This window comes from Bradyrhizobium sp. BWA-3-5 (assembly GCF_032917985.1).
Lineage (GTDB): Bacteria > Pseudomonadota > Alphaproteobacteria > Rhizobiales > Xanthobacteraceae > Bradyrhizobium.
Genome location: NZ_CP136626.1, coordinates 7,154,588 through 7,181,521 on the forward strand (window position 1 = coordinate 7,154,588; position 26,934 = coordinate 7,181,521).

The 26,934-nt window shown below is 63.5% G+C and carries 24 protein-coding genes; 7 read left to right on the plus strand and 17 right to left on the minus strand.

Annotated features, from left to right (window positions below; translation table 11 throughout):
* The first annotated feature begins 188 nt into the window (after positions 1-188).
* Positions 189-776 (plus strand): DUF1036 domain-containing protein, encoded by a 588-nt coding sequence (locus RX331_RS34405; RefSeq protein ID WP_317254014.1) that lies wholly within the window; start codon positions 189-191, stop codon positions 774-776.
* Positions 773-2,197 carry a pyruvate kinase gene (pyk, locus tag RX331_RS34410; RefSeq protein ID WP_317254015.1) on the plus strand — a complete coding sequence of 475 codons (1,425 nt, stop codon included), beginning with the start codon at positions 773-775 and terminating at the stop codon, positions 2,195-2,197. Before RX331_RS34405 ends, pyk begins: the two co-directional genes overlap by 4 nt.
* 152 nt (positions 2,198-2,349) lie before the next feature.
* Here the strand turns inward: pyk and RX331_RS34415 are convergent, their stop codons facing one another.
* Positions 2,350-2,775, minus strand: a complete 426-nt coding sequence (locus RX331_RS34415; RefSeq protein WP_317254016.1) for an OsmC family protein — start codon at positions 2,773-2,775, stop codon at positions 2,350-2,352.
* 86 nt (positions 2,776-2,861) lie between these two features.
* Positions 2,862-3,536: a helix-turn-helix domain-containing protein gene (locus RX331_RS34420; protein WP_317254017.1), complete on the minus strand. Its 675-nt coding sequence runs from the start codon at positions 3,534-3,536 to the stop codon at positions 2,862-2,864.
* A 432-nt stretch (positions 3,537-3,968) separates the two neighbouring features.
* On the opposite strand from RX331_RS34420, the gene RX331_RS34425 reads away from it, so the two are divergent.
* The gene (locus RX331_RS34425) at positions 3,969-4,613 is read left to right on the plus strand and encodes a sialate O-acetylesterase (protein ID WP_317254018.1); all 645 of its coding nucleotides are present in this window, start codon (positions 3,969-3,971) and stop codon (positions 4,611-4,613) included.
* On the opposite strand, the gene RX331_RS34430 is transcribed toward RX331_RS34425, so the two are convergent.
* Positions 4,606-5,826, minus strand: a complete 1,221-nt coding sequence (locus tag RX331_RS34430; RefSeq protein ID WP_317254019.1) for a glycosyltransferase family 87 protein — start codon at positions 5,824-5,826, stop codon at positions 4,606-4,608. The genes RX331_RS34425 and RX331_RS34430 overlap by 8 nt on opposite strands.
* A gap of 267 nt (positions 5,827-6,093) precedes the next feature.
* On the opposite strand from RX331_RS34430, the gene RX331_RS34435 reads away from it, so the two are divergent.
* Positions 6,094-6,294 carry a hypothetical protein gene (locus tag RX331_RS34435; RefSeq protein WP_317254020.1) on the plus strand — a complete coding sequence of 67 codons (201 nt, stop codon included), beginning with the start codon at positions 6,094-6,096 and terminating at the stop codon, positions 6,292-6,294.
* A 58-nt stretch (positions 6,295-6,352) separates the two neighbouring features.
* On the opposite strand, the gene ftsH is transcribed toward RX331_RS34435, so the two are convergent.
* Positions 6,353-8,275 (minus strand): ATP-dependent zinc metalloprotease FtsH, encoded by a 1,923-nt coding sequence (gene ftsH, locus RX331_RS34440; protein ID WP_317254021.1) that lies wholly within the window; start codon positions 8,273-8,275, stop codon positions 6,353-6,355.
* A gap of 267 nt (positions 8,276-8,542) precedes the next feature.
* Positions 8,543-9,577: a tRNA lysidine(34) synthetase TilS gene (tilS, locus tag RX331_RS34445; protein ID WP_317254022.1), complete on the minus strand. Its 1,035-nt coding sequence runs from the start codon at positions 9,575-9,577 to the stop codon at positions 8,543-8,545.
* Positions 9,578-9,769: 192 nt separating this feature from the next.
* Here tilS and RX331_RS34450 point away from each other — a divergent pair, with 192 nt between their 5' ends.
* The gene (locus RX331_RS34450) at positions 9,770-11,038 is read left to right on the plus strand and encodes a DUF892 family protein (protein WP_317254023.1); all 1,269 of its coding nucleotides are present in this window, start codon (positions 9,770-9,772) and stop codon (positions 11,036-11,038) included.
* A gap of 58 nt (positions 11,039-11,096) precedes the next feature.
* On the opposite strand, the gene ybgF is transcribed toward RX331_RS34450, so the two are convergent.
* Positions 11,097-12,236 carry a tol-pal system protein YbgF gene (gene ybgF, locus RX331_RS34455; RefSeq protein ID WP_317254024.1) on the minus strand — a complete coding sequence of 380 codons (1,140 nt, stop codon included), beginning with the start codon at positions 12,234-12,236 and terminating at the stop codon, positions 11,097-11,099.
* Between the two features lie 178 nt (positions 12,237-12,414).
* Here ybgF and RX331_RS34460 point away from each other — a divergent pair, with 178 nt between their 5' ends.
* A complete protein-coding gene (locus RX331_RS34460) occupies positions 12,415-13,287 on the plus strand; it encodes an alpha/beta hydrolase (RefSeq protein ID WP_317254025.1) in 873 nt (290 codons plus the stop codon).
* Positions 13,288-13,409: 122 nt separating this feature from the next.
* Here RX331_RS34460 and pal read toward each other — a convergent pair whose 3' ends face one another.
* The 7 genes from pal to tolQ form a co-directional block, all read right to left on the minus strand.
* A complete protein-coding gene (gene pal, locus RX331_RS34465) occupies positions 13,410-13,901 on the minus strand; it encodes a peptidoglycan-associated lipoprotein Pal (protein ID WP_283030219.1) in 492 nt (163 codons plus the stop codon).
* A 332-nt stretch (positions 13,902-14,233) separates the two neighbouring features.
* Positions 14,234-14,971 carry an N-acyl amino acid synthase FeeM domain-containing protein gene (locus RX331_RS34470; protein ID WP_317254026.1) on the minus strand — a complete coding sequence of 246 codons (738 nt, stop codon included), beginning with the start codon at positions 14,969-14,971 and terminating at the stop codon, positions 14,234-14,236.
* Positions 14,972-15,098: 127 nt separating this feature from the next.
* The gene (locus RX331_RS34475) at positions 15,099-17,432 is read right to left on the minus strand and encodes a putative bifunctional diguanylate cyclase/phosphodiesterase (RefSeq protein ID WP_317254027.1); all 2,334 of its coding nucleotides are present in this window, start codon (positions 17,430-17,432) and stop codon (positions 15,099-15,101) included.
* Positions 17,433-17,613: 181 nt separating this feature from the next.
* Positions 17,614-18,966, minus strand: a complete 1,353-nt coding sequence (gene tolB, locus RX331_RS34480; protein ID WP_410708038.1) for a Tol-Pal system beta propeller repeat protein TolB — start codon at positions 18,964-18,966, stop codon at positions 17,614-17,616.
* Positions 18,967-19,026: 60 nt separating this feature from the next.
* Complete coding sequence (locus RX331_RS34485) at positions 19,027-19,983, minus strand: protein TolA (RefSeq protein ID WP_317258307.1); 957 nt, start codon at positions 19,981-19,983, stop codon at positions 19,027-19,029.
* 50 nt (positions 19,984-20,033) lie between these two features.
* The gene (locus RX331_RS34490) at positions 20,034-20,510 is read right to left on the minus strand and encodes an ExbD/TolR family protein (RefSeq protein ID WP_317254028.1); all 477 of its coding nucleotides are present in this window, start codon (positions 20,508-20,510) and stop codon (positions 20,034-20,036) included.
* Between the two features lie 37 nt (positions 20,511-20,547).
* Positions 20,548-21,261: a protein TolQ gene (gene tolQ, locus RX331_RS34495; RefSeq protein WP_283030224.1), complete on the minus strand. Its 714-nt coding sequence runs from the start codon at positions 21,259-21,261 to the stop codon at positions 20,548-20,550.
* Positions 21,262-22,433: 1,172 nt separating this feature from the next.
* Between tolQ and RX331_RS34500 the strand changes: the two genes are divergently transcribed.
* Positions 22,434-23,699: a serine hydrolase domain-containing protein gene (locus RX331_RS34500; RefSeq protein ID WP_317254029.1), complete on the plus strand. Its 1,266-nt coding sequence runs from the start codon at positions 22,434-22,436 to the stop codon at positions 23,697-23,699.
* A 125-nt stretch (positions 23,700-23,824) separates the two neighbouring features.
* Here the strand turns inward: RX331_RS34500 and RX331_RS34505 are convergent, their stop codons facing one another.
* The 4 genes from RX331_RS34505 to RX331_RS34520 all read right to left on the minus strand — a co-directional run bounded on the left by RX331_RS34505 (position 23,825) and on the right by RX331_RS34520 (position 26,799).
* A complete protein-coding gene (locus RX331_RS34505) occupies positions 23,825-24,580 on the minus strand; it encodes a serine O-acetyltransferase (protein ID WP_317254030.1) in 756 nt (251 codons plus the stop codon).
* A gap of 245 nt (positions 24,581-24,825) precedes the next feature.
* On the minus strand, positions 24,826-25,320 hold the full coding sequence (locus RX331_RS34510; protein ID WP_317254031.1) for a DUF2852 domain-containing protein: 495 nt from the start codon (positions 25,318-25,320) through the stop codon (positions 24,826-24,828).
* Positions 25,321-25,428: 108 nt separating this feature from the next.
* Entirely contained in the window at positions 25,429-26,133 is a 705-nt protein-coding gene (locus tag RX331_RS34515; RefSeq protein WP_317254032.1) for a TetR/AcrR family transcriptional regulator, read from the minus strand.
* A gap of 240 nt (positions 26,134-26,373) precedes the next feature.
* The gene (locus RX331_RS34520) at positions 26,374-26,799 is read right to left on the minus strand and encodes a YciI family protein (RefSeq protein WP_317254033.1); all 426 of its coding nucleotides are present in this window, start codon (positions 26,797-26,799) and stop codon (positions 26,374-26,376) included.
* Positions 26,800-26,934: the final 135 nt, after the last annotated feature.

Genomic DNA, 26,934 nt, shown 5'->3' on the forward strand with positions numbered 1-26,934 from the left:
GCCTCACATGGTGCCGGGCATTTGATCTCAGGTGGGAATTTGTCACAGATTTTGCCATATCTGCGCGCAAAATTGCCGGCCTCACAGGAAGCTCCGGTTTCCCACAACGCGGGAAAGGCGTTCCCCGGCCGTTGACAGGTCCCGCCGGCTCACGCGAAATCGTCAATGATTTGATATAGCTTGGCTGCATGATTGCAAAAGATTCGCGCTGCTTGTCCCCCTTTCGCGCTCGCACAGCCGCCGGCCTTCTGGCGCCGGTGCTGGCCTTGGCGGTGACGTGCCTCTGGAGCGATCCTGCGGCGGCCGATTTCCGACTCTGCAACAACACGTCGAGCCGGGTCGGCATTGCGCTTGGCTACAAGGACGCCGAGGGCTGGACCACCGAAGGCTGGTGGAACGTGTCCTCGCGCAGCTGCGAGACCCTGCTACGCGGAACTCTTGTCGCACGTTACTATTACATCTACGCGCTCGACTATGACCGCGGCGGTGAATGGTCGGGGCAGGCCTTCATGTGTTCGCGTGACAAAGAATTCACCATCAAGGGCACCGAGAATTGCCTGGCGCGCGGCTACGACCGCACGGGCTTCTTCGAGGTCGATACAGGCGAACAGCGAGCGTGGACCGTGCAACTGACCGAAGCCAACGAACAGCCCGCACAGCGCGTGCCGGGGATTCCGGGAACGATGGGACCGGGCGGCCCCGGCGGGGTTCCGGGCCTCGCCAATCCGCCGCCGGGCGGACCGGGTCTGCCGCCAGCCCCGGCGCCCAAGCAATGAGACGGCTTCGTCGCATCAAGATCCTCGCGACCCTCGGCCCGGCATCATCAGACAGCGCGATGATCCGGAAGCTGTTCGAGGCCGGCGCGGACGTGTTCCGTATCAACATGAGCCACACCCCGCATGACAAGATGCGGGAGCTGGTCGCCACCATCCGCAATGTCGAGAGCAGCTACGGCCGCCCGATCGGCATTCTGGTCGACCTGCAGGGGCCGAAGCTGCGGCTTGGCGCGTTCACCGATGGCTCGACGCAACTCAAGAACGGTCAGAGCTTTGTGCTCGATTCCGACAAGGCGCCGGGCGACAACAACCGCGTGCAGCTGCCGCATCCGGAAATTCTCGCGGCCCTTCGCCCCGGCCATGCCCTGCTGCTCGACGACGGCAAGGTGCGCCTGATTGCGGAAGAGACCACGCCCGAGCGCGCGGTGACGCGCGTCGTGATCGGCGGCAAGATGTCGGACCGCAAGGGCGTCAGCCTGCCCGATACCGATCTGCCTGTGTCGGCGATGACGCCGAAGGACCGCGCCGATCTCGAGGCCGCATTGGTAACCGGAGTCGACTGGATCGCGCTCTCCTTCGTGCAGCGCGCAGAGGATGTCCACGAGGCCAAGCGGATGATCCGCGGCCGCGCCGCCGTGATGGCCAAGATCGAGAAGCCGCAGGCGATCGACCGCCTTGCCGAAATCATCGACGCATCCGATGCGCTGATGGTGGCGCGCGGCGACCTCGGCGTCGAACTGCCGCTGGAGCGGGTACCGAGCCTGCAGAAGCAAATGACGCGGATGGCGCGCCGCGCCGGCAAGCCGGTGGTAATCGCCACCCAGATGCTGGAATCGATGATCCAGGCTCCGGTGCCGACACGCGCCGAAGTCTCCGACGTCGCGACCGCTGTCTATGAAGGCGCCGACGCCATCATGCTGTCGGCCGAATCCGCTGCCGGCAAATTCCCGGTCGAGGCGGTCTCCACCATGAACCGCATCGGCGAGGAAGTGGAGCGCGACCCGACCTATCGTTCGGTGCTGACGGCGCAGCGCATGCAGCCGGAAAACACCGTCGGCGATGCCATCGCCGACGCCGCGCGGCAGATCGCCGAGACGCTGGAATTGTCGGCGATCATTTGCTGGACCTCGTCGGGCTCGACCGGCATCCGCGTCGCACGCGAACGGCCGAAGCCGCCTGTGGTGGCGATCACGCCGAACGTTGCGACGGGGCGCAAATTGTCCGTCGTCTGGGGCGTGCATTGCGTGGTGGCGGAAGACGCTCACGACCAGGACGACATGGTCGATCGCGCCGGCTCGATTGCCTTCCGCGACGGCTTTGCCAAGGCCGGCCAGCGCGTGATCATCGTCGCCGGCGTGCCGCTAGGCATCCCCGGCACCACCAACATGGTGCGCATCGCCAATGTCGAGGCGGAGAAGTGACGGCCTATCACGAACTTTCACTGTCATTCCGGGGCGCGCGTAACCGCGAACTATGATGCGCACTTGCGCATCTGAGAATCTCGAGATCCTCAGGTGCGCAAGTGCGCACCATAGTTCGATGCTGACGCATCGCCCCGGAATGACTCAGAAAACTACACCAGCTTCGCATCCAGCGTGATGTTCGTCTTCAGCAGCTTCGACACCGGGCAGCCGGCCTTGGCCTTGCCCGCCAGCTCCTGAAACTTCGCATTGTCAGCGCCCGGTATCTTCGCGTTCAGCGTCAGGTGGACCGAGGTGATGGCAAACCCATCGTCCTGCTTTTCCAGCGTGACGTCGGCCTTGGTCTCCATGTGCTCGGCGGTGAGCTTGGCTTCGCCCAGGATCAACGACAGCGCCATGGTGAAGCAGGCGGCATGCGCCGCGCCGATCAGCTCTTCCGGATTGGAGCCGGCTTTGCCCTCGAAGCGGCTGGAGAAGCCGTAAGGATAATCATTGAGCGCCCCGCTCTTGGTCGATATCGCGCCTTTGCCGTCCTTGATGCCACCCTGCCACTTGGCCGACCCTGATGTCGTTGTCATCGCATGCTCCTGCTTACGGGTTGGACCGTCGATAAGCCGCAAGCTGCCAAATGGTTGCGACGGCAGCGTGTCGCAAATGACGGCGTCTACGCCCCCACCAGCGTCTTCGCCGGCAGCACCGCCTGCACAACGAGGCCGCGGGCGCGGGCGTCCATCACGCCTACGGCGCGCAGCGCCAGCAGCGTGACCGTTTGCACGGCATCGCGCAGCTTGGCGGGATCATCGAGATTGTCCGGCGCTAGCGGCCCGACCAGCGATTCGTGCAGCGCGCCGAGCAGCGCGGTGGCGGCGAGCGCCGTGTCCTGCGCCGGAAGATGGCCGGCGCGCACCGCGGCGTCGATCCGGGTGGCAATCTCGCCGGAGATTTCGCGGCGGCTGGCGAGCCGCGACACCGAGACGTCGACATCGACAGGCTCGGCCAGGATGCCCCAGGCGAGCTTGCGCTGCGACAGCACGTGGACGGCAACGGTGGTGACGGCGGCCGCCAGCGCCGAGGACGGCCCCGGCGCGGCGTCCGCCGCGCGGCGGATCGCCGCCAACTCATCGCGCGACACTTCCGCGATCAATTCGGAAATCAGCTCGGCCTTGGAGGGGAAGTAACGATAGACGGTGCCGGCCGCGACATTGGCGCGGACCGCCACCGGCGCGATCTGCACCGCCGCCATGCCGCCCTCGGCTGCGGCGTCCCGCGCCGCAGCCAGGATGGCGCTGCGCCGGGCCGCCAGCCGTTTTACGACCTGATGGGTTCGCCGATACACCATGGCGCGTTGTCCGTCCCCGGCGCGCGCTCGAGCCCGTGGGGACTTTCGAGAACGCGCACATCTTCAATCCCTTGAGCAACGAGCACGCCCGTTGCTTTGAAGAAGTGAACAACTATTCAGGGCCGATGACAAGCCGGTTCTGCGACGCGCATCCATGCGATCTTTCCGGCAACCCGCGTTCAATCCATTAACAAGCTCTCAACGCGGCCCGGCCAGCATGCAGGCCAATGGACAGCCTCGGATTACCTCCCGCGCTCCGGCGAACCAACCGATGGCCGCGCCTCGCCATAATCGTGGCGGGCGGGCTACTGATCGGCATCGTCATCGGCGAGTTCATGAAGTGGCGCGCGGGCGGATCCGATTGGCCACAATACCGCCGCCGCCACGCTAACGGCCTGCAACCCCGTATCCGCCAAGACGGCAATCATCGTTGTGCATGGCCAGAGCAATGCGGCCAATTGGGAGAGGGCCCGGTACACGGCGCGCCAGGCCGTCGACAATTTCGATCCTGGAACGGGCAGATGCTTTGCCGCCGCCGACCCGCTGCTGGGCACCGACGGCATGGGCGGGAGCTTTGCGACGCGTCTTGGCGACATGCTGATCCAGAGCGGACGCTACGACCGCGTGATCCTCGTGCCGATCGCGCGGGGCGGCGCCTCGCTTTCCTTCCTGAATAACGAGGGCGCCGAGCTGACGACCAACGGCGTTGCGAAGCTCACGGCCGCGGGCCTGACTCCGACGCATATCCTGTTTCAGCAGGGAGAAAGCGATGCGCTGATGACGACGACCGCCGAAGAATATGCGGCGCTGCTGCACCAGCTCGTGAAGCGGTTTCGCGCCGCCGGCTTTGATGCGCCGTTCTACGTCTCGCGCAGCACAAAATGCGACTATCTAGGGCCGACGAACATCGCGGCGGTCCGAGCTGGGCAACTATCCGCGGTCGACACGGCGCTGAACATCCGCCAGGGGCCGGATACCGATACGATCGGAAATGAAGGCCGCAGCTCCGACGGCTGCCACATGAACGAGATCGGCACGCTTGCGAGCGCCGCGCTATGGGCGGCGTACATCAAATAGCTGCGCCCGCCGCAACGACCTTCGGCGCCGGCTCCTGCCGCCACCATGATCCGGCGCGGCGCAGGACCAGCGCACCGACGAGCAGCGTGGCACTGAGGCCCGTCGGTATGCCCGCGAACATGTAGCAGGTGATGAGGGCGACGACCGCGCCGAGTGCGGGAAGCTCATAGGGACGAAAGCCCCTCTTCAAGCCAATGCGAACGAGAAAGCCGATCGGGATCGCCAGCACCATCATGTCGTAGACGAAGAGATAGGGCGTGATCAGCAGCGTGCCGACCGCAAGCGCTGCGCCCTTCAACGTATAGGGCACGCGGCTGCGCCACATCAGCGCCTGCACCACGGCCACCGAGGCGGTGAGAACCCACTGGAACGCCCAGCCGAGCGGCTCGCTGCCGCCGAAATAGCGCACCAGTGAAAAGATGCTTTGCAGCTTCCACCAGGTCGCCTTGCCCTCGGTCAGGAACGCCTGCGAGAATCGCGGCATCCAGTGGAAGAATGCGAGCCAGCTCTCAACGCCCAGGGCGAGCGCGGAGACGAGCGACAGCGCGACGGTGGTCACGGCGGCGCTGACGAACACCCGCCAATGCCCGGCCGCGACCAGCACGACCGGAAACAGCAGCCCGTATTGCGGCTTGTAGCTCAGTAGTCCGAGGCAAATGCCCGCGAGGACCGGCCGGACCGGGATCAGGTAGATCGTGCCACCGATCAGCGCCGCGGTGAGGAAGCCGTTCTGCCCGGCATAGGTATTCATCAGCACGGTCGGGAGGGCGAGCGCGATCAGGATGCCGAGATTGTGGCCGACGATGGCGCGCATGACGGCAAGATAAGGCAGCATGCTGACATACACCCAGCCGGCATAGCCGACCGAATAGGGCAGCATCGCGAGCAGCGAGGCGACGAACAGAAATGGCGGCGGATAGTGCCAGGCAAAATAGCCGGTGAAATCCTGACCGAGCTTGGCGATTTCGACCTGCTTCTGGATGTCCCAATCATAGGCCTGCGCCGGAACGCCATCGAGCACCAGGCGGCCCGCGGCCCAGACATTGATGAAGTCGGTCGGAATGCCGAGGCCATCCGGATTGTAGATCCACCAGCTCGCGAAATAGGCCGCGGGGCAAAGCGCGACATTGGCCACCGCCAGCGCCAGGCACACCTTCATGAGCCATTCGGGAATAGCGGCTTGCTTGGGCGCGGTCTTCAAAGAGGCGGTCATGCGCGGGTCCTTGCTTGTGCCCTTTCCGAAGGCGCACACCCCAAGCAATAGGCCGGACTGAATTGAGGAAATCTTAAGTTTTGGAACGGTGACGCGGGTTATTGTCCGCCGTGCTGGCGTTCGCAGAGCCGATAGCGAGATCCCTATTCCCAGGGCAGCGCGCCGCCTTTCGCTCGCTCTCCTTGCGCAATGGCTGCCCGCACCGCGGCTTTGCCCGCCCTGCGACGCTGCCTATGCTTTGCCCACGTGGGATAGAAGGAGATCGCGATGCGCTTCTGGATTCAATGCACGAGGTTCGAGACAGGACAAACCATTCACATCAACATCGCGCTCGTCGGCAGCATGTCGCGCGAAGGCGAGCGCACCGTGCTCGCCTTCGTCGGCGGCGACGGGCAGACGATCGAGGTGACGGAGACACCGGAACACATTCTGGCTGTACACCTCGGGGCTCCGACCGCGGCGCCATGATGTTTCACAAAAAAACGCGGCGTCTCCGCCGCGTTTCTTGTTCGAGATGCCATCCGCTTTACGCCTGCGGCTGCGGCTCCAGACCCGGGTCCGGATCGGGACGCGGGCGGGGCTTGCCGGCCGGCGGCACCGCGGAGGCGCGCGGCGTGCTGGGCTCCAGCACCGACTCGCGGTTGGGCTTCTTGCCCTTCAGGAGGTCGATGATCTCGTCGCCGCTCAGCGTTTCGAACTCAAGCAAGCCCTTGGCGAGGGTCTCGAGGTCTTCGCGCTTCTCGGTAAGGATCTTGGTGGCCTCGTTATAGCCTTCCTCGACCAGCCGCTTGATCTCCTTGTCGATCTTCTGGACGGTCGCTTCCGACGCGTTCTGCGTGCGCGACACCGACATGCCCAGAAACACCTCGTCCTGGTTTTCGCCGTAGGACACGGTGCCGAGCTCTTCCGAAAGGCCCCAGCGCGTCACCATCATCCGTGCCAGGCGCGTCGCCTGCTCGATGTCGGAGGCGGCGCCCGAGGTGACCTTTTCGCGGCCGAAGATCAGCTCTTCGGCAACGCGGCCGCCCATCATGATGGCGAGTCGCGAGGTCATCTGCTCCAGCGACATGGACAGCTTGTCGCGCTCGGGCAACTGCATCACCATGCCGAGCGCGCGGCCGCGCGGGATGATCGTGGCCTTGTGGATCGGGTCGGTCGCGACGACGTTGAGACCGACGATGGCGTGGCCGCCCTCGTGATAGGCCGTCAAGAGCTTCTCTTCCTCGGTCATGACGAGCGACTTGCGCTCGGCGCCCATCATCACCTTGTCCTTGGCCTCTTCGAACTCGGCCTGCGTCACCATCCGCTTGTTGCGGCGGGCGGCGGTCAGCGCAGCCTCGTTGACGAGGTTCATCAGGTCGGCACCGGAGAAGCCCGGGGTGCCCCGCGCGATGGTCTTGAGGTTGATATCCGGCGCCAGCGGCACCTTGCGGACGTGAACCTTGAGGATCTGTTCGCGGCCGACAACGTCCGGATTCGGCACGACGACCTGGCGGTCGAAACGGCCGGGACGCAGCAGCGCGGGATCGAGCACGTCGGGGCGGTTGGTCGCCGCGATCAGGATCACGCCTTCATTGGCTTCAAAGCCGTCCATCTCGACCAGCAACTGGTTGAGTGTCTGTTCGCGTTCGTCATTGCCGCCGCCGAGACCGGCGCCGCGATGACGGCCGACCGCATCGATTTCGTCGATGAAGATGATGCAGGGCGCGTTCTTCTTGGCCTGTTCGAACATGTCACGCACGCGGCTGGCACCGACGCCGACGAACATTTCGACGAAGTCCGAACCCGAGATGGTGAAGAACGGAACGTTGGCTTCGCCCGCGACCGCGCGCGCGATCAGCGTCTTGCCTGTGCCGGGAGGACCGACCAGGAGCACGCCGCGCGGAATGCGGCCGCCGAGGCGCTGGAATTTTCCGGGGTCGCGCAGGAACTCGACGATCTCCTGCAGGTCCTGCTTGGCCTCGTCGACGCCGGCCACATCCTCGAAGGTGACGCGGCCATGCGCTTCCGTCAGCATCTTGGCGCGCGATTTGCCGAAGCCCATCGCCTTGCCGGCACCGCCCTGCATCTGCCGCGACAGGAAGATCCACACGCCGATCAGCGCGATGAAGGGCAGCCAGGAAACCAGCAACGAGACGAACCACGGCACGTTGTCGCCGGGCGGCTTGGCGGTGATCGAGACCTTGGCGTCATAGAGCCGCTTCACGAGCGTCGGATCGCTCGGCGCATAGGTCTGGAAGCTCGAGCCATTGGTGAAGGTGCCGTGAATGTCCGGCCCCTGGATGATGACGTCGCGCACGCGGCCCTGATCGACCTCGCTCAAGAGCTGCGAGAAGGAGATGTCCTGCGAGGACGTGCGCTGACCCGGATTCTGGAAAAGCGTGAACAATGCCAACAGCAGCAAAACAATGATGACCCAGAGGGCGAAGTTGCGCAGATTGGCGTTCATTGATCTTCCTTCGTGGTCGCGCGGATCGCGGCCCTATGTCCTTGGCAGTAAGCCTTGAATATCCTTGGGTAGTGAGGCGAGAATCCCCGGTCCACTGCATCCCAATTTAGGTGGCGCCCGGGTCAATGCCAAGGGAACCACGCAGGACTATTTAACGCATCTTAACGCGATTCCCGGTCAAAAAATGGCGCAGAATCCGAGCTTTTTCCGGGGTGGTTAAGGCTCTCGGTCCCCCATATCGCGGATAGCGCGGTAAGGGAATGGCACTCACACCCGGCTACCACGGCGCGGCGGCGCCCGATCAACATGAATCCGGCCTTGGATCAGGCTGATCGCAGCCCCCGCAAGCGTCTGTTTCAGCCTTGTGGCCCTTTCGCCGCGCGCAATGGCCCGGTCCAGCACGGCCAGAAGGGTTTCCACTTTGCCGAGTTCCGCAGGTCCTTCGTGGCCCGCTCGATCGATGGCGCGCTTGAGCAGCCGAAGCCGGATCTCCTCGGGCAGGCCTGCAAATGCCTGCGCATCGAAACCGAAGCGCGAGGCATCGTTGCGATTTTTTAATGCGAGATAGCGCTCGGCGCCGTCGGCCAGAACCTCGATGGCGGCATTGGCCCGCGCCAAGCGGAACGCCAGCCGCGCCAGGTTTCGGCTGTCGCCCCCCTCCCCGGCCAGCGCCGGCATCAGTGCCCGCAGCCGAGGCCGTGTGAAACTCATGTCGCGATTGGTGGGATCGTCGGCGAAGGCGACTTTCGCCTTGCCGAGTGTCGCAATGAGCCGGGATTTCGGGATATCCAGCAACGGCCGCGCCAGCCACACGCCCTCGCGTTCGCTCTCGCGCGCCATCGCCGCTAGACCCGCGATGCCGCTGCCACGCAGCATCCGCATCAACAGCGTCTCGGCCTGGTCGTCGCGGGTATGGGCGGTGAGGATATGCGTGGCGCCGCTCGCTTGCGCGGCTTTCGCCAGCAACTGATAGCGCGCGGCGCGGGCCGCGGCCGGCAGGCCGCTCTTCGGCTTGGCGCCGGTCCAGCGCAGCGTGCGGTGAGGCAGATCGAGTTGCCTGGCCAATCGCTTGACGTCGCGCGCCTCTCGCGCCGCTTCGGGCCGCAAGCCATGATCGATGGTGACGGCAATCAGACGCGGCCCGCGCGAGAGCGCCCGGCGCCAGCGGGCGGCAAGCCACATCAGGGCAAGCGAGTCGGGTCCTCCGGACACCGCCAGTACAAGCGCGGGCGCGGCCTTCCAGTGCGCAAACAGCTCTTTCGCTTGCTGTGCCGAGATCGGCGAATGGTCGGGATCGGGCATGGCTCTGCGGGTGGTGAGAACGCCTATGTTTGGAGCGATCTGTCCATTACCGCAAGGCGCTTGCCCTCCCGTCAACCCACGTCCGCGACCACCGTTCCTATCGAGGCAGCTGCCTGCCGGCACGCACTGGTTTAGGAACAAACCACAGAGGCCCTCGTTCGGGATTCTTCATCCCAACCGCCGAGGCCTCCCATGTATCACCATGTCAAGAAACTGATGTTCACTGTCCGCGTCGACGAGCCCGATCCGCGCTTCGGCAACATGCTGCTCGAACAGTTCGGCGGCGCCAATGGCGAACTCGCGGCCGCCATGCAGTATTCAATTCAAGGGCTCAACTGCGAGGATCCGGATCGCAAGGACCTCTTGATGGATATCGGCACGGAAGAGCTGAGCCACCTTGAGGTCGTCGGCACGCTGGCGCGCATGCATCTCAAACCCGCAAAGTTCGATCGTCAGGCCGCGGAGGCCGACCCGCTCATCGCCATCGCGGGCGGCGGCGGCGTCAACCTGTTCAACTCGCAAGGCAACGCCTGGACCGCCGACTATCTGAAGATCACAGGCGAGCTCGACGTCGACCTGCGCAGCAACATCGCTGCCGAGGCGCGGGCCAAGATTGTCTACGAGCGGCTGATCAATTTCTGTGACGATGCCGGCACCAAGGACGCGCTGCAGTTCCTGATGACCCGCGAGATCACCCATATGAAGGCGTTCGCGCTGGCGCTTGAAAGCATGCAGAAGCCGGCCTTCAGCATCGGACGCATCGCACCGACCCCGGGGCTGGTCGATCAGTTCTTCAACGATTCCACCGGCACCGGCGATCACGGCGAGATCGACACCCGTGGCCCGTGGAATGAGGGCGGCGACTGGGTGTTCACGGAATCGCCCGCCATCCAGGCCGATGCAGGTGCCGGCACCGTCATCGTCACGGAGAGTTCGCCGCCGGTCGACGAAGCCGGCTTGACCGAACTCCTGATTGATGAGCTTCGCGACATCCTGCATGCGGAAAAGCAGCTCACCAAGGCGCTGCCGAAAATGGCCGAAGCGGCGCGCTTCGATCAGCTCCGCGAGCTGCTCGAGCAGCATCTCGTCGAGACCGAAAATCAGGTCGAGCGCATCAATGAATGCTTCGACCTGCTTGGCAAGACCGCCCGCGCAAAGCCGTGCAAAGGCATGATGGGGCTCATCGAGGAAGGTCAGGAGGTCATGGCCGAGGGCGAGGAAAAGGGAGATGCCGCCGCCGACCTCGCGCTGATCGGCGCTGCGCAGCGCGTCGAACATTACGAGATGTCGGCCTACACGACGGCGAAGAATCTGGCTCAGCAACTCCGCCACAGCGCGGTGGTCGCCTTGTTGTCGAAGTCGCTGGCGGAAGAGGAAAACTCCGATCAGCTTCTCAACCAGGTCGCGCGGTCGCTGATGTCGGTAGCTAAAATGCCGGCGGCGATCGAGCAGGCCGAGTAGCAATCGACGCGGTTCGCCAATCTCTCCTGCAGCCCCTCGGCGCTGCAGGAGATCGTGGTCAGCACTTGACCCGCTTCTGCTCCCGATCGACGGCAGCCTTTACGCCCGCTGACGCGCGCGGATATTTCCGTCCGACCTCGCCGAGCGCCGCGCAGGCGGCTTCCTTTTCCTTCAATGCCGCCAGCGACTGGCCGAGCCGCAGCAGCGCGTCGGGCGCCTTGCCCGACTTGTCGTATTTGGAGGTCACGCCGAGAAATGCTTCGGCGGCGTCACGATATTGCTGGCGCTGGAAATAACTTTCGCCGAGCCAGTATTGCGCGTCCCCGAGCAGCGCATCGTTCGGATATTTCTGCGCGAAGTTCTTCATGGTCTCCTCGGCCAGCGCATAGTCCTTGCGCTGCATGTAGCCGATGCCGAGATCGAACTCGTCCTTCGGCGTCGCCGAGGGCGGCAGCGTGGTCAGCGCGGCGCTGGCGCCGGGTCCCGGACCACGCGGTGACGACGCGGCCGCCGCGGGTGGCGGCAAAGCGCCGGCGGAATCGCGCGGGCCACCGATATTAAGCGGCTCGCCTGGACCGCGCCCGCCGGGGGCGCCGGCCGCAGCATCGCTCGACACTGGCATCTGGCCGCCGCCGAGCGCCCGAGGCGCGCCGGGCGCATTGGGATTCTGGTTCGGATCGAAGGCATCGCCGCGGCGCCGGCCGCCGGCTGCCGGCTCTTGCACGATGGGCGCGGGCGAAGCGATCTGCGGCTGCCGGTCATAGCCCGGCTGCGCCTGCGGATAGCCCTGTGATGGCTGGCGATAGCCCGGTTGCTGCGGATAGCCCTGCTGCGGCTCTGCGGCCGGACCCGGCTGGACGGGCGGCGGTGCAGCGGCCATGCCAGGCTGCGCCGCCGCTTGTGGCTGGCCCGGCCCGGGCGGAGCAGCGCCGAGCTGGCGCAGCCGCTCTTCGAGCTGGCGGTTGCGGTACTGCAGTTCCTCGTTCTGGCCGGTCAGTTGCCGAAGCTGCTGTTCCAGCCGCTGGATCCGCATTTCCGCGTCGGCATCATCGGACTGTGGCTGGCCCTGCGGGTAGCCTTGCGGAGCGCGTTCGCGTTCCCAGGGAAACGTGATCTGTGCGGATGCGGGCTGCACAGACAAAGCCAGCATCGCGGCAACAGCCGCGGCGCCCGCTGCATTGAGGAATCTGGATGACATTTTGCCCTGACGACGAAATTCCGTGTCAAACGAAAGCAGAACACTGGAGTAATGGAGTGCGCCGGAATTGTGACTGGCGTCTCCGATTCGGTTCGCTGGTTCCGGTATGGTTTAGTATCTCCTTCAAGACAAGCCGCATGGCCCGGCGGGCCGTTCACAATTCGGAGGAGCCTCGTTCATGTATGTTTCAGTGAACGGAGTGCGGCTGTTCTTCGATGTCGAGGGCGCGAAACTCGTCCCTGATGGTCCCGTAATGCGGGAAAAGCCGGTCTTGCTGATGCTGCATGGCGGACCCGGTTTCGATCATTCGATTTACAAGCCCGCCTATTCGGCCTTGGCCGACGTCGCCCAGACCATCTATCTCGACCATCGCGGCAACGGCCGCAGCGAGGACGGGCCCCGCGAGGGCTGGAATCTGGCGCAATGGGGTGACGACGTCGCCGCGTTCTGCGAGACGCTCGGCATAGTCAACCCAGTCGTGCTCGGTGCGTCCTTCGGCGGCATGGTCGCGCTGTCCTACGCCACTCGGCACCCCGAGCATCCTGCGAAACTAATCCTGATCAGTACCGAAGCCCGCGGCGGTTCCTATCCGGAACGTCGTGCGGCGCTGTTCGAGCGCCTCGGCGGGCCGGAAGTCGGCGCGCTGGCCCGGCGCCGCTTCCTCCGGCCTGAAGAGCCCTGGGATCAGGCGTCACGCGAGGCTTGGCTCCAGCTTGCTTTCCCGGTCTATACGCGCCGGCCACGGGATCCGGAAATGGCGCGCCGTGCCGTCAACCGCCCTGCGGTGAGCCTGCACTGGTTCGCAAAGCCCGACGGCGAAAGCGACCGCTTCGACATGTTTCCGGATCTCGACCGCATCCGGTGCCCGACCCTGGTGCTCGGCGGCGAGGACGATCCGATGCATCCGATCGAAAGCCAAGCGGATATCGCGGCCGCGCTACCGGCCCATCTGGTGCAATTCGAGCGGTTCGCAGATTGTGGGCACGGCGTCGTGCCAGACGCGCCGGAACGAGCGTTGGCAGTGATCCGGAATTTTATCCTGAAGCGCTAGATTAACTTCTTGGTGAGTTTTCTTAACACGCGCCCGCATCCACTTGGCTTGAAAGCACTAAGCGAAATTAAGCCGGCGCCTGAAGGCGCCGGCTTTGAGAACTTACGAACAGTGCAAACCGCTCAGGCGCCGGCGTTCAGCACCGTGACGGCGCGGCGGTTCTGCGACCAGCAGGAGATGTCGTTACACACCGCCACCGGACGCTCCTTGCCGTAGGAGATCGTGCGCATGCGGTTCGGATCGATGCCGCGCGAGGCGAGATAGCTGCGCACCGACTGGGCGCGGCGCGCTCCGAGCGCGATGTTGTATTCGCGGGTGCCGCGCTCGTCGGCATGGCCTTCGATGGTGAAGGAATAGCGGTTGTAGGTCTGCAGCCACTGCGCCTGCTTGTCGAGGGTAGCGATCGCCTGCGGGCTCAGATCGGTCTGATCGCTCTCGAAGAACACGCGGTCGCCGACATTGACCACGAAATCCTGCTGGCTCCCCGGGGTGGCCGCGCTCGCCATCGCGCCATCGGCGCCGATGTTGTTCTTGGCGCAGGCGCCCATCGACAGCGCCACAGCGACCACAGCCGCTAGCTTCCATCCCTGGAGGATACGCATCTGATATTTCATTCCGGAGCCTCCAACGCTCACGTTTTTCGACTGTGATCCGGTCTACAGGTCGATGGTTAAACGAACGTTCCGTCAACCTTGATGGAACCTTGCCAGGCTCGATCAAATGCCGACAAACCGTGAAAAGCCACTGCGATAGTTAATGATTTGTAAATGTGGCGCGATGGTGAAGGCAAGTACCCGAGGGCGGAAATCACCGGAATCGGCAGGTTCAGACCCGTCAATCGCTGCAAAATGACAAGCCTTCGCCGGGTGCTTCGATAGCAGGCGCGAGGGGCCCGAATGATTCGGGTCCGCCGGCAACCGCCTCGGTTAAGGAATTGGGCTTCGGTTCAGGAATTCGGAGCGATCGAGGCCTGGACGTATTCGGCGACCTTCGCCGCCGGCCGGGCTCGCCGCTCGCTAAGGCGCTCGAACAGCATGCGCCGCTCGAAGGCGGTCGAGCGCATCATCGGATAACGCTCGAACACTTTTTCCTTCATTGCCGGAAAATCCGCCGCCATCAATCCGACCGGCTTCAACAGGCCGGGGAAGAAGCGCGGCTCGGCAATGGTTTCATGCAGGAACACCCGGCGATAGAACGCCTGATGCTCGGCACGCACGATTGCGAGCCCGAGGTCGGCGTTGAAATATTCACACGCCATATAGGCGAGCCGCAGCGTCAGATAGGGCAGCTCGGGGAAACGCCTGGCCTTGTCCGGATCGGCGACGAAACGCGCGGGATCGATGATCACCTCGCCCCGATCGAGCCGGGGGTGCAGAATTTCACCGAATGCCTCGGCCGAACAGGACTCGCGCCATTCGGACGTCAGCACACTGATGCGAACGGAACTGTAGAGTTCTCCGTGCAGATAGACGCCAAACGTCCAGGAATTCGGCAGGTCATCATACTGATCGGTGACGCGCTGCGCGAGAGATTCCTTCACTGCGCCTTCGCGAAGATAGGCGCGATAGCGAAGGTTGTAGATCTCTTCTTTTTCTTCGGGTGTTTGCGCGAGACGATAGTCGACTTGATCCAACAGGTCCGAGCTTCGTCCAAAGGCCGTCGAAACTTCGGCCGGGGACCTCATCTACTGTACTCCTAGCACTATCAAGCAACCTCTGCGAGCTTAGGAGAAGATTAACAGCTTCTTAACGGATTGCAAACAGAACACAATCTTAGGGTTAAGAGCCCAGGACCCGTATTTTCACGGAGTCTTAAGCGATGGATCGCGAGGCAACCGGGACCAGATGGCTCTCCGACGGGCGGCGGCCGTGCGAGGCATTGAGGAGCTGGCGCACCCGCACCGCGGGCACCGGCGGGCTGAACAGATAGCCCTGCGCCTCGGTCACCGCGCCGTCGGCACTGATCAGTTCGAGCTGCTCGTTGGTCTCGATGCCTTCGACCACGACCGACATTCCAAGGTCGGCCGACAGCCGCGCCACGCCCCGGAGCAGCGTCAGCGGACGGTCGCTGTCGATCCCTTCCAGGAACGAGCGATCGATCTTGACCTTCTGCAAGGGGAAGTTGTGAAGGTAGCTCAGGCTCGAATAGCCGGTGCCGAAATCGTCGAGCGAGATCCGCACGCCGAGCGAATGCAGTTGCGACAGCACGTCGTGCGTCAGTTGCGTGTTGCGCAACAGCGAGGATTCGGTGATCTCGATCTCGAGCCGGTTCGCCGGCAAGCCGGACACCTCGAGCGCGTAGCGCACTTCGCTCAGCACGTCGCGCTGGTGGAATTGCTGCGGCGAGAAATTGACGGCGACGCTGACGCCCTCGGGCCACTTCATGCATTCCATGCAGGCCTTGCGCAGAATCCAGCGGCCAAGATCGACGATCAGGCCCATGTCCTCGGCGATCGGAATGATGTCGGTCGGCGACACCGTGCCGCGCACCGGATGATTCCAGCGGATCAGCGCCTCGCAGGTCGATATTCGTCCTGACTTGAGATTGACCAGCGGCTGGAAGAACAGTTCGAACTCCTCGTTGGCCAGCGCCTTGCGCAAATCCAGTTCGAGGATGCGGCGGGATTCGACGACTTGCGCCATCTCCTCCCGGAAGAAACAGAAGGTGCCGCGGCCGTCGGCCTTGGCGCGATACAGCGCCATGTCGGCGTTCTTGAGCAGCGTGTCGGCGCTGACGCCGCGCGAGGTCATCGCAATGCCGACGCTGGCGCCGATCTCGACCAGATGATTGTCGATCTTGTAGCGCTCGCTCAACCGATCCACGATGCGCCGGGCAAGACCGGCAGCGTCGTCGGTGGAATGGATGTTCTGCTGGAACACCACGAACTCGTCGCCGCCGAACCGCGCCACGAAATCCTCGGGCCGCAGCATCTCGCGCAGCCGTTCGGACACCGCGCAGAGCAACTGATCGCCGCAGGGATGGCCGAGCGTGTCGTTGACCTGCTTGAACTGGTCGAGGTCAATGAACAGCAGTGCGGACAAATGATCGGCGCCCTGCTGGACTGCCAGCAGCCGTCCGATCTCGTCCCTGAAATTGACCCGGTTCGGCAGCGTGGTCAATTCGTCGTAGCGCGCCAGATGACTGATGCGGGCTTCCGCATTGCGGCGCTCGGTGATGTCTTCAACCAGTACGACTGCGCCGCCGCCCTCCATCGCCTGGAATGTCCACGACAGCGATCGGCCGCGCGTGGCGTTGGGATCGGTCGTTACCATGTCGCGGGCATGCGTGTTCACGATCTCCGACAGGATCATCTCGCCGCTCGCCGCCGAGATCGCGCCGGAATCGATGCAGGCCGCCACGATATCGTGCGCACTGGCGCCGCGCTGGATGAGATTCCCGGAAAGATTCATCATCTGGCTGAAACGATGATTCATCACGGCAAGCTGGCCGTCGGCGCGAAACATGCAGAGCCCGTGCGGCATGTTGTTGAGCGCGGTGTCGAACTGGCGGGCCAGCGCCGCTTCCCGGAAGCTCGACGTGAATGCCTTGACGAAGATGGCGTGCAGGCTGAGGTTGATGTCCTTCAGGCCGAGGAAAAACAACCCCAGCAGCACGGCGAGGCTGACGTAATAGAAATCGCCGTGCAGCGCGAGCGCCAGCGACATCGGCCCGCATGCCAGCAGGATGTGATACTGGATCAGCTTGGGACGGCCGTAGTTGCGCGCCGCACCGCCGGCCGTGTAGCCGACCGTCGCGGCGACACACACCGCGTGGGCTACGGCATCGTCGTTGGCGAAAATGGTGAGAAAGCACCAGATGCCGACCACGCTGGCATACAGCATGGCGCCGGCCGCGTAGCGCGGCTCGAGATATTTGGCCTGCTCGTACGTCAACACCTGGGTGCGACGTTCGTATGTGCGCATGTGAAGGGCGCGAACCGTGCCGATTCCGATGATCAGGACCGCGCAGGGCCATAACAACACGTTGCCGGTCTTCAGCGCCGTCAGTACCGCGGCGACCGCTGTGGAGACCGAGCCGATGAACATGGGCCAGAAATTCTGGCACATCGAATCGACCAGCGCAGCATAGAGCACCGGCTCCAGCTCTTCACGGCTGCCTCTCTTTTTCGGGTCGACCAATTGCATCGCCAGGGCACGCGTCCTGTTAGGGTAGGTATTTCTACCCGCCTCAGATGAAGTCTTTCTGAGGGAACATCGTTACCGAGACGTTGCTTTTCGCTGATACGCGAAAAATTATTCCTGTAAAATCAGTGGGCTAGGCAATGTTTGCCGATTAACGACTGCGCCGCCCTGGGGTTGAGTTCCACTACGACAACAATGGTGACCACGCCGGATCGGAAGCAAAACCGGGTGTTGGTACCCGTAGTTCGTTGCGACCGGAGATATCGACAGTGTAGAGCGACGGCCCGCCGCTGCCGCCGGGATCGCGGAAGAACATCACGACCCGGCCGTTCGGCGAAAAGGTCGGCCCCTCGTTGTGGAAGCCGGCGGTGAGGATGCGCTCGCCCGAACCGTCGGTCTTCATGATGCCGATGGCGAATTGCCCGCCACCCTGCTTGGTGAAGGCGATGTAGTCGCCGCGCGGCGACCAGACCGGCGTCGAGTAGCTGCCCTCATTGAATGAGATGCGCTGCGCGCCGCCGCCATTGGCCGACATCACGTAAATCTGCGGCTTGCCGCCGCGGTCGGACTCGAAGCAGATCCGGCTGCCGTCGGGCGAATAGGAAGGTGAGGTATCGATCGCCGGCGTATCGGTGAGCCGCGTCATCGATTTCGAGCGCAGGTCCATAACGAACAGGTTCGAATTGCCGCCCTGCTGCAGGCTCATGATGATGCGTTGGCCGTCCGGCGAGAACCGCGGCGAAAACGACATGCCGGGGAAGTTGCCGACGATCTCGCGCTGTCCGGTTTCGACGTTGAACAGATAGACGCGCGGATCGCCCTGGCCGAATTCCATGTAGGTGATCTCTTGTGTCGACGGCGAGAACCGCGGCGTCAGCACCAGGTCGGAGCCCTTGGTGAGATAGCGGACATTGGCGCCGTCCTGATCCATCAGCGCCAGCCGCTTGACGCGGCGCTCCTTCGCACCGGTCTCATCGACGAACACGACCCGGCTGTCGAAATAGCCCTTCTCGCCGGTGAGACGCTCGTAGATCTGGTCGGAGATGATGTGGGCGATCCGCCGCCAATATTCCGGCGAGGTAAAGTACTGTTGGCCGGCGAGCTGCTGCTGAGTGTTGACGTCCCAGAGACGGAATTCGGCCTTGAGGCGTCCATCGCCCTGCCGCGTCATGCGACCAAGCACCAGTGCCTGCGCATTGATCTGCTTCCAGCTCTGAAACGTCGGTGGGCTGTCCGGATTGCTGATACGCTCGATGAAGGCGGCCTGATCGATCGGCGCAAACAATCCGCTGCGCTTGAGGTTGTTGGTGATGACCTGCGACACGCCAACACCGACCTCGGCGTCTCCAGGCGTGCCGGCCACGAAGTTCGTAATCGCGATCGGAAGCGGGGTGAATTCGCCCTCGGGAATGACGACTCGCTTCTGCGCGAAGGCATTGCGACCGCCGGCGACTACACCAAGCGCAGCCATTCCGGAAATGATCTGCCGGCGGCTCGGGCGATACAGCATGTTCGGCAATCCATCTTTGTCAGTCATCGCTTCAAGCTTTGCTCATATCTGTCATTGCTAACAGGTGGCCGCCACGTGACCAAATCGTTAGACTTTTTCCTTGAACACCGGCGCGAAGTATTTCCATTCGTCATACATGGCCGCCGGCAGCTTGTAGGGCTGGCATTCGATGATCGCGCGCAGCGCGCTCTCCTGATAGACGCGCAGGAACGGCGTCGCCGGCGTTCCTTCCGGAACCGGCGCGCCTTCGAGCGTGCCGTCACGCTTCAGGCGAATGGCGAACGCCACTTCAGGCTTCTGTGACTCGATGCCGCCATAGGGCTTCTTCCAGCAGCGCTCGACCTGACGCTGGAACATCGAGCCCCAGGTGGCGGAATTGTCCGCGGCCGACCCCTTGGCAGTGCCGAGCGCGGCATTGGAATTCATGGTGTCGCCGGTCGTGGCCTGACGCGTCGGATCGCGCTTGTCGAGCAGCGCCGCGATCTGGCTCTGGTCGAAATGCCGCTCCACGATTCTTTGCTTCGGCGGCTCCGGCGGCTTGGCGGCCTGCGCGGGCTTCGGCGGTGGCGGCGACTTCTTCTCTTCCTTCTTGATGGTGTCGCCGATCTGGTCGACCTTCTGCTCGGGCTTTTTCTCGACCGGCCTCGCCTCTTCCTTCGGCTTCTCGACCGGCTTCGGCTCTTCCTTCGGTTTTTCGACGACCTTCGGCGGGTCGGGTTTCTTCTCGACCGGCTTCTCCTCGACCTTCGGCTGCGGCTGTGGCGCGGTCTCGGTCACCACGGGCGCCTTCTCGCTGATCTTGCCGACGGTGTCATCGACCGGCTTGGCTTCGGCGACCTTCTCGACCAGCGGCTTCGGATTTTCCTTCTTGCCGGTCTTCATCCCGGCCATGGTCTTGGCCAGTTCGTTGGCCGAAATCACGTCGACGGGGACCGAATCTTCGGGCGGCATTTCCAGTGCCTTGGTCGAGAACGACAGCATCACCCACCCCAGCACGAGCACGTGCAGGGCAACCGACGCCAGAACCGTCTTGTCGACCTTGATCCTCACTTGAGCTTTCCCGCTCCCCCGTCAGCCGTCGTGTATGACATGGCTCAGGACCCCTGCTCCGGCACGATCACGATATTCGCTTTGAACCCCGCCTGCCGAATATACCCCAAAAGTTTCATCATATCCGTGTAGCAGACGTCTTTGTCCCCCCGCAGGTATACCACCCGCTCGGCCTCGGTTCGGGTCTCTTTGATCGCCGTGATCTTGGGCAGCAGCTCGTTGGCCGGAATCGGCGAATCCCCAAGATAGAGCTCGACATTGGAATTGCAGGCGCCGCCGGTGCGCTTGACCGACAGCGTCAGCGGCGGGGCGTTGGCCTGGATCTGCTTGCCGCCGCCGGCGACCGGCAGGTCGATGTCGATGCTCGAAGTCATCAGCGGCGCCGCCACCATGAAGATGATGAGCAGCACCAACATCACGTCGACCATCGGCGTGACGTTGATCTCCGCCATCACGGCGGCGCGACGCCGGCCGCGGCGTCCACCGCCGCCACCAGCCGAACCTGCCATGTTCATCGCCATGATCTAGCTCTCACGCTGCGCTCGTCATATGCCGCCCTCATCCGCGCTCGTCGATCTGGCGGGACAGGATGGCGGAAAACTCGTCGGCAAAACCTTCCAGCCGCTGAGCCTGCCGATTCACCTCGGACGTGAATTTATTGTAGAAAATGGTCGCGGGGATGGCGGCGATAAGCCCGATAGCGGTCGCAAACAGCGCTTCGGCAATACCGGGCGCCACCACGGCCAGCGAAGTGTTTTTCGAGGCCGCGATCGACTGGAAGCTCGACATGATGCCCCAGACGGTTCCGAACAGGCCGACAAAGGGACCTGCCGAGCCGACGGTCGCGAGCACTAAGAGCCGCCGCTCCAGCCGCTCGACCTCGCGCGCGATCGAGACGTTCATCACCTTCTCGATCCGCATCTGCAAACCGGCAAAGGAGCGCGACTGGCTCTCGAACGAGCGTTTCCACTCGCGCATCGCGGCGACGAAGCACGCCGCCATCGATTGCGTCGGTTTTGCCGACAGCGCACGATAGAGCTCCTCGATCGACTGTCCGGACCAGAACGCCTGCTCGAAGCGGTCCATGGCCCGCTTCGTGCGCGAATAGAGGAAAATCTTGTCGATCGCGATCGCCCATACCCAGACCGAGCAGGCAAGCAGGCCGAGCATGACCGTCTTGACGACCCAATGCGCCTGCATGAACAGCGCGATCAGCGATACGTCGGCCGACACCATCGGCAAGGCTGACTGAGCAACGTCAGCGGGATTCATGGGCGGTATCCTCTCAACGCAAAGTGTCCCTATTTCCTCCGGGAGCAAATGGCTGCCGGCTCCACAGCCGCGCGTCGGGCGCGGCGATTTTCGCAGCGCGAGAGCTCTCTTGGTGTCGCATGGGGGGCCCGCCGAAAGCCGGGCATTGCTTCCCCTGCCAACATGTCAAAACGAGGGCTGTCAGCGCGTCATTCCGTCCCTAACCAGACGCTAAGCTTGGTTAAGTTTTGGTTACCAAAGGGGAACTTGGCTGCCGGAAATCCAGGCCGGCCGGGCGGTTAGGGCGGCTGAGGTCGGGTTCCCTGGGGACGGGGTGCGGGGGTATTAGGACCTGGAGGCCATTGGGATCGGCGGCGTGTGCACCACATACCGCTGTCATCCTCCGCGCAGGCGGAGGATCCAGTACGCCGCGGCTTATCGGTTCAATCATTGGAGTCTCTGGAATACTGGATCCCCGCCTTCGCGGGGATGACGACTGAATATGAGGCGGCATTCTCGCGACATGAATTGCCCGAGGTTTGCATCTCGTTGCCCCACCAATTAGAGGATGCAGGGAAGACCGGTGCACGCCGCACCCGTGGTCTCGCGTGCCATTATGCGCATTAGCAAAAGATGCACGCGAGCATACAGGTTCGGCGGGAGCATCCCGGCCTTCCCTGCGCAATGGCTTACGGCTTACTTCGTACTCTTCCCGGAGAACGGCTCTTTTGCCTCCGTCGCCGGCAAGACGCTTTCGCCTCTTGCGGACTTAACGCCAGCACCACGGCGCCAGAACCATAGGACTCGTCTGTCATGGCATCCGCGTCCATCGCATCTCCCCGCGCGTCGGTGACGATGGCCAACGCCCCTCATCCCGCGGTGAGACGAGCGGAGTTATGCCGTTGATTTGGGTGAAGGGAAGCGGTGATTCTCAGAAATTATTGGCTTGACGCAACTTCTGAAAATCGGAAGTGATTTGCCTCGTCGGGCAGTCACATTCACAGAGAATGTAGCCCGCATGAGCGTAGCGATATGCGGGAACACTGTCCCCGGGGGTCGCTTCGCTCGCCCGGACTACGGCACTACGCGTCCCTTTGCTCGCTCGCCTTGTCGCTCATGCGGGCGCGATCTAACATGGTGCTCCCAAACACAACAATCATGCGGACCTGAACCGCATTTGCAGGGAGAAGACCATGAAGCCATTCATGATGGCCGCAGCGATCGTTGCCGGCGTCGCCGCCCATTCGGCACATGCTGCGCCGCTGCCCGAGGCAAAGCCGGATGACGTTGGATTTTCGCAAGCGGGTCTCGCCCGCCTGGACGATTTCTTTGCGCGCGAGATTGCCGCCAAGCGCGTGCCGGGTGCGGTGGTTGCGATCGCGCGCGACGGCAAACTCGTGCAGTACAAGGCGTACGGGCAGCTGGATCCGGTCAAGGGCATGCCGATGCCGCTGGATGCCGTGTTCGCGCTGGCCTCCATGACCAAGCCGATGGCCGCCGTCGCTGGCCTGACCTTGATGGAACAGGGCCGCCTGCCGCTGCAGGCAAAACTTGCGGATTACTATCCGGCCTTCGCCGAGATGAAGGTGGGTGTTCCGCAAGCGGACGGTTCGCTAAAGCTCGATGCGCAGGCGTCACCGATCTTCATCCACGACCTTTACCGGCACACATCCGGCCTGATGTATGGCGGACGCCCGGATAGCTCGAGCCCAGTGGCGCGTCAGTATCCTGACGGCACCGCGCCGGCGATCGAAGGCGATACCCAGGCCTTCATCGATCGCATCACCAAACTGCCGCTGGCGCACCAGCCGGCGACGGTTTTTGAATACGGCTTCTCGATCGACGTGCTCGGTGCCGTCGTTGAGAAAGTCAGCGAGCAGCGGCTTGGCGATTATCTCGCCAGCAATGTATGGCAGCCGCTCGGCATGAAGGACGCCACGTTCCACCCGAACGAAGCGCAACGCGCGCGGCTTGCCCGGCCATTTCCAAACGATCCGCTGACCGGCAAGCCGCAGGCGATCAAGCTGCTGGACACGCCGACCAAGTTCGACTGCGGCGGCGCCTGCGCGTTCGCCACCATGGGCGACTACGTCCGCTTCGGGCAGATGCTGCTCAATGGCGGCGAACTCGACGGCCAGCGCATTCTCGGGCCCAAGACCGTGCACCACATGATCTCCAACCACCTCGGCCCCGAGATCAAGAACAATGTCGGCAATGTGGAGCCGCATCGCGGCGGCTTTGGCTTCGGCCTCAGCGTCGCGGTGCGCACCAGCGAAGGCCTGTCGTCGGTGCCGGGCAATCCGGGCGAATTCACCTGGAACGGTGCTTACGGTACGCAGTTCTTCAGCGACCCGAAAGAGCGGCTTGTCGTTGTCGTGGGAACGGCGGCGCCCGGTGAACTCAGGAAGTACTATCGCGAGCAGGTGCAGGACATCGTCTACGGGGCGATGGTGAAGTAGGGATTTGCGGGTATATCGTAGCCCGCATGAGTGCACGCGATATGCGGGAATATTGTCCCCGGGGTCGCGGAGCCTGTCATCGGGCGCGCATTCGCGCGACCCGGTGGCTCGGCCGGGCTACGCACTCAGGCGGAAACTTCCGGGTAATCCGTCAATCGCGCGGGAACGCCGACCGCGGTGCAGCCGGCGGGCACGTCTTGCTCGACGAGCGCCCCGGCGCCGATCTTGGCGAAATCACCAATGCTGATACCACCGATCATGGTCGACCCGCCGCCGAGATAAACACCGTTTCCGATCTTCGGCGCGCGATCCGGCTCCGAATGTTTGCGGCCAATGGTGACGTTCTGCAAAATCGTCACCCCGTCACCAATCACGACAAAGGCGCCAATGATGATGCCAGTGGCGTGATCAAGGAACACCGACGTTCCGATCGATGCCGTGGGGTGAATGCTGACCTGAAGCTGGTCCGACGACAGGCTTTGCAGCAGAAGCGCGAGATCGTGGCGCCCTTCGCGCCAGAGCCAGTTCGAGACACGAAAGACCTGCAGCGCGATGTATCCCTTGAAGTTCAGCAGCGGCGGCAACAGCGTTGTCTTTGCGGGATCGTGAACCGCGATGCTCTGCAGGTCGAGGCTGGCGGCGTCGACCAGATCGGGCGATGCCGTGAACGCCTCGCGCGCGAAATGTGCGAAGTGCGCGCGATCGTCCGCCGTCTTGCCGAGCCGCGCGCCGATCTGGTGCGCCAGCGCATGCGCGAAATCGGGATGATCGAGAATGGACGAAGCGAGCGCGGCGCCGAATACAGGATCGCGCACAATGGCGCTTTCGGCTTCCTGGCGGATCGAGCGCCAGAGCTGATCGACAAACAGGCTTTCAATCATGACGTCCGCCCTTGGGTTAGCGCGTCACACAATATAGAACCGCCGGGAAGGCGCCGCTAGCGGACCGTATTCGCTTAGCCGCAGATCCCCACGCTCGCTTGCTGTTGCCATCGCGGTTCGGTCGCCTCTTCGATAGCCAAAGAACAAACCGCCCACCTGCTTTCGCAAATGGGCGGTTGTATCCGCCGTCGGGCGTCATGGGGGCATCACACCCGCGGCTGAACTTCCTGGAGACTTGCTGAACTTCAACCCTGCTGCGGCTGGTCGTTCGGCGGGGTCGGACGCTGCTTGTGCTGCGCCATGAACGCGTCGAACTCCTCCTTGTCCTTGGCGTGACGCAGGCGGTCGAGGAAGTTCTTGAACTCGACCTGCTCTTCCTCGAGCCGGCGCAAGGTTTCCATGCGGTACTCGTCGAAGGCGCGGTTGCCGCTCGACGGCGGGCCGAAGCCGAAGCCGCCAAAGCCGCGGCGCTCCATGCGACTCCGCATCCGGTCCATCTTGTACTGCATCTTCTCCATCCTGTTCGCCCAGCGATCGCGATCGTGGTGGCTCCAGCAACCCATCTTTCTGCTCCCTAGTGTGAAAAAGAGAAGGGCAAGGCCGATCGGCCACCAGATGATGAAGCCGAGAATGGTCACCACGATCCAGCCGGGGTGCCACGGGCTCTCGAGCATATGGGGGCGGTGATAGGTCTCTTCCGTCGGGCCGCGCCATCGATTGACATCTGCGGTGTAGGCCATTTCCCTCTCCATGACGGCGATCACGCCGTTGTGAATGTAAATAACATTTACATACCTAAACCATCCCGCGTCTTTGTCAAGCGGGCGGCTTGCCGCGCCCCTGAAAAATTATTTGGGGGTACCCCAGGGTCCGCCGGGAGGGACCGGCGGCGGCTTCGGGTCGGAAGGTCGCCGGTCGGTCGGGAAGCCGAGGCCGCGCAGATAGATCAGCACCTGCGCCTCCAGGAGGTCGTCCGGCGACATTGGCAGTTTGCGCCGCGCGCCGTCGCCGCGCCCGAACAGCGAGGCCACGCCGTGCGCCATCGACCAGATGTGCAGCGCCATCATCAGCGCGGGCGGTCGCGGCACGCCCGGGGGCGCCATCGCCGCGAGCCGCTCGGCGGCGGCGCGGATGATGGCGAAGGCGCGCTCGCTCGCCGCCATCAAATTAGGATTGGATTCGACGGGAATTCCCGATTCGAACATCGCCGAATAGAACGCCGGCTCGTTGCGGGCGAATGCCAGATAGGCCTTGCCGACCCGTTCGAAGGCGGTGACCGTGTCCGGGCGGCCGTCGTCCCAGGCCTGCGTCAGCATCGCCTCGAACTGCTCGAAACCGCGCTGGGCGATCGACGACAGCAACTCATCGCGATCGCGGAAATGCCGGTAAGGCGCCGCCGGGCTGACGCCGGCCATGCGCGCGGCATCGGCGAAGGTGAAGCCCGCCGGCCCCTTCTGCGAGATCAGATCGAGCGCCGCCTGCAGCAGCGCCTCTTTTAGATTACCGTGATGATAGCCGCGCTCGCTGCGGCCTTGGTCCTTGCGCCAGCTCATGTAAAGGGCTTTTACATGAGCTGGCCGTAAAGGTCACTTATTTTGCGCGTTCAGGAAGGTTAACGGTTGGATAGTAGGGCGGTCATTCGACGGCTCGCAAACCTCGCCCCGCTTGCGGGGAGAGGTCGACGCGCGCTTGCGCGGCGGTACAGGTCTATCGATAGAGCTCACACGCGGGAAGAGGCCCCTCACCCCGACCCTCTCCCCGTGAAGAACGGGGAGAGGGAGAGATCGGGCACCTCACCGCGCCTTGTGCGCATTTCCCTTCTGCAGTTCCTCAAACCCCTTGGCCGCCTCTTGCACCTCCTCGGAGAAATCCGCCATCTCCTGGACCTGGCGGATCTCGATGATCTCGTTCTCGGAAGCCGGGCACTTCTTTGCCCATTCGATCGCCTCCTCCCGCGACCTCACGTTGATCATCCAGTAGCCGCCGAGCACTTCCTTGGCTTCGGTGAAGGGGCCGTCGGTGACGACCGCCTTGCCGGTGGCAAACGAGACCCGCGCACCCATCGAGGGCGGATGCAGCCCGTCAAGCGCAATCAGGACGCCGGCCTCTTTCAGCGCCTTGTTGTACGCCATCATCGCCTTGACCCTCTCAGGGTCGAGCTGGACGTCGGGCGGCGCGGTCTCATAGCCGAGGGGGATCATCAGCATCATGAATCGCATGCGAGGAGTCCTCTTTGGTTGTCGTCATTCCGGGCGATGCGAAGCATCGAACTATGGTGAGCGATTGCGCACCTGAGAATCTCGAGATTCCCCGATGCGCAATTGCGCATCTGAGGTCTGGTCCTTCGGACCATC

Excerpts from the sequence above, each read along its gene's own strand:
- RX331_RS34405 (WP_317254014.1), top strand. The coding sequence starts at position 189 with ATGATTGCAAAAGATTCGCGCTGCTTGTCCCCCTTTCGCGCTCGCACA.
- pyk (WP_317254015.1), top strand. The coding sequence starts at position 773 with ATGAGACGGCTTCGTCGCATCAAGATCCTCGCGACCCTCGGCCCGGCA.
- RX331_RS34415 (WP_317254016.1), bottom strand. The coding sequence starts at position 2,775 with ATGACAACGACATCAGGGTCGGCCAAGTGGCAGGGTGGCATCAAGGAC.
- RX331_RS34420 (WP_317254017.1), bottom strand. The coding sequence starts at position 3,536 with ATGGTGTATCGGCGAACCCATCAGGTCGTAAAACGGCTGGCGGCCCGG.
- RX331_RS34430 (WP_317254019.1), bottom strand. The coding sequence starts at position 5,826 with ATGACCGCCTCTTTGAAGACCGCGCCCAAGCAAGCCGCTATTCCCGAA.
- RX331_RS34435 (WP_317254020.1), top strand. The coding sequence starts at position 6,094 with ATGCGCTTCTGGATTCAATGCACGAGGTTCGAGACAGGACAAACCATT.
- ftsH (WP_317254021.1), bottom strand. The coding sequence starts at position 8,275 with ATGAACGCCAATCTGCGCAACTTCGCCCTCTGGGTCATCATTGTTTTG.
- tilS (WP_317254022.1), bottom strand. The coding sequence starts at position 9,577 with ATGCCCGATCCCGACCATTCGCCGATCTCGGCACAGCAAGCGAAAGAG.
- RX331_RS34450 (WP_317254023.1), top strand. The coding sequence starts at position 9,770 with ATGTATCACCATGTCAAGAAACTGATGTTCACTGTCCGCGTCGACGAG.
- ybgF (WP_317254024.1), bottom strand. The coding sequence starts at position 12,236 with ATGTCATCCAGATTCCTCAATGCAGCGGGCGCCGCGGCTGTTGCCGCG.
- RX331_RS34460 (WP_317254025.1), top strand. The coding sequence starts at position 12,415 with ATGTATGTTTCAGTGAACGGAGTGCGGCTGTTCTTCGATGTCGAGGGC.
- pal (WP_283030219.1), bottom strand. The coding sequence starts at position 13,901 with ATGAAATATCAGATGCGTATCCTCCAGGGATGGAAGCTAGCGGCTGTG.
- RX331_RS34470 (WP_317254026.1), bottom strand. The coding sequence starts at position 14,971 with ATGAGGTCCCCGGCCGAAGTTTCGACGGCCTTTGGACGAAGCTCGGAC.
- RX331_RS34475 (WP_317254027.1), bottom strand. The coding sequence starts at position 17,432 with ATGCAATTGGTCGACCCGAAAAAGAGAGGCAGCCGTGAAGAGCTGGAG.
- tolB (WP_410708038.1), bottom strand. The coding sequence starts at position 18,966 with ATGACTGACAAAGATGGATTGCCGAACATGCTGTATCGCCCGAGCCGC.
- RX331_RS34490 (WP_317254028.1), bottom strand. The coding sequence starts at position 20,510 with ATGGCGATGAACATGGCAGGTTCGGCTGGTGGCGGCGGTGGACGCCGC.
- tolQ (WP_283030224.1), bottom strand. The coding sequence starts at position 21,261 with ATGAATCCCGCTGACGTTGCTCAGTCAGCCTTGCCGATGGTGTCGGCC.
- RX331_RS34500 (WP_317254029.1), top strand. The coding sequence starts at position 22,434 with ATGAAGCCATTCATGATGGCCGCAGCGATCGTTGCCGGCGTCGCCGCC.
- RX331_RS34505 (WP_317254030.1), bottom strand. The coding sequence starts at position 24,580 with ATGATTGAAAGCCTGTTTGTCGATCAGCTCTGGCGCTCGATCCGCCAG.
- RX331_RS34510 (WP_317254031.1), bottom strand. The coding sequence starts at position 25,320 with ATGGCCTACACCGCAGATGTCAATCGATGGCGCGGCCCGACGGAAGAG.
- RX331_RS34515 (WP_317254032.1), bottom strand. The coding sequence starts at position 26,133 with ATGAGCTGGCGCAAGGACCAAGGCCGCAGCGAGCGCGGCTATCATCAC.
- RX331_RS34520 (WP_317254033.1), bottom strand. The coding sequence starts at position 26,799 with ATGCGATTCATGATGCTGATGATCCCCCTCGGCTATGAGACCGCGCCG.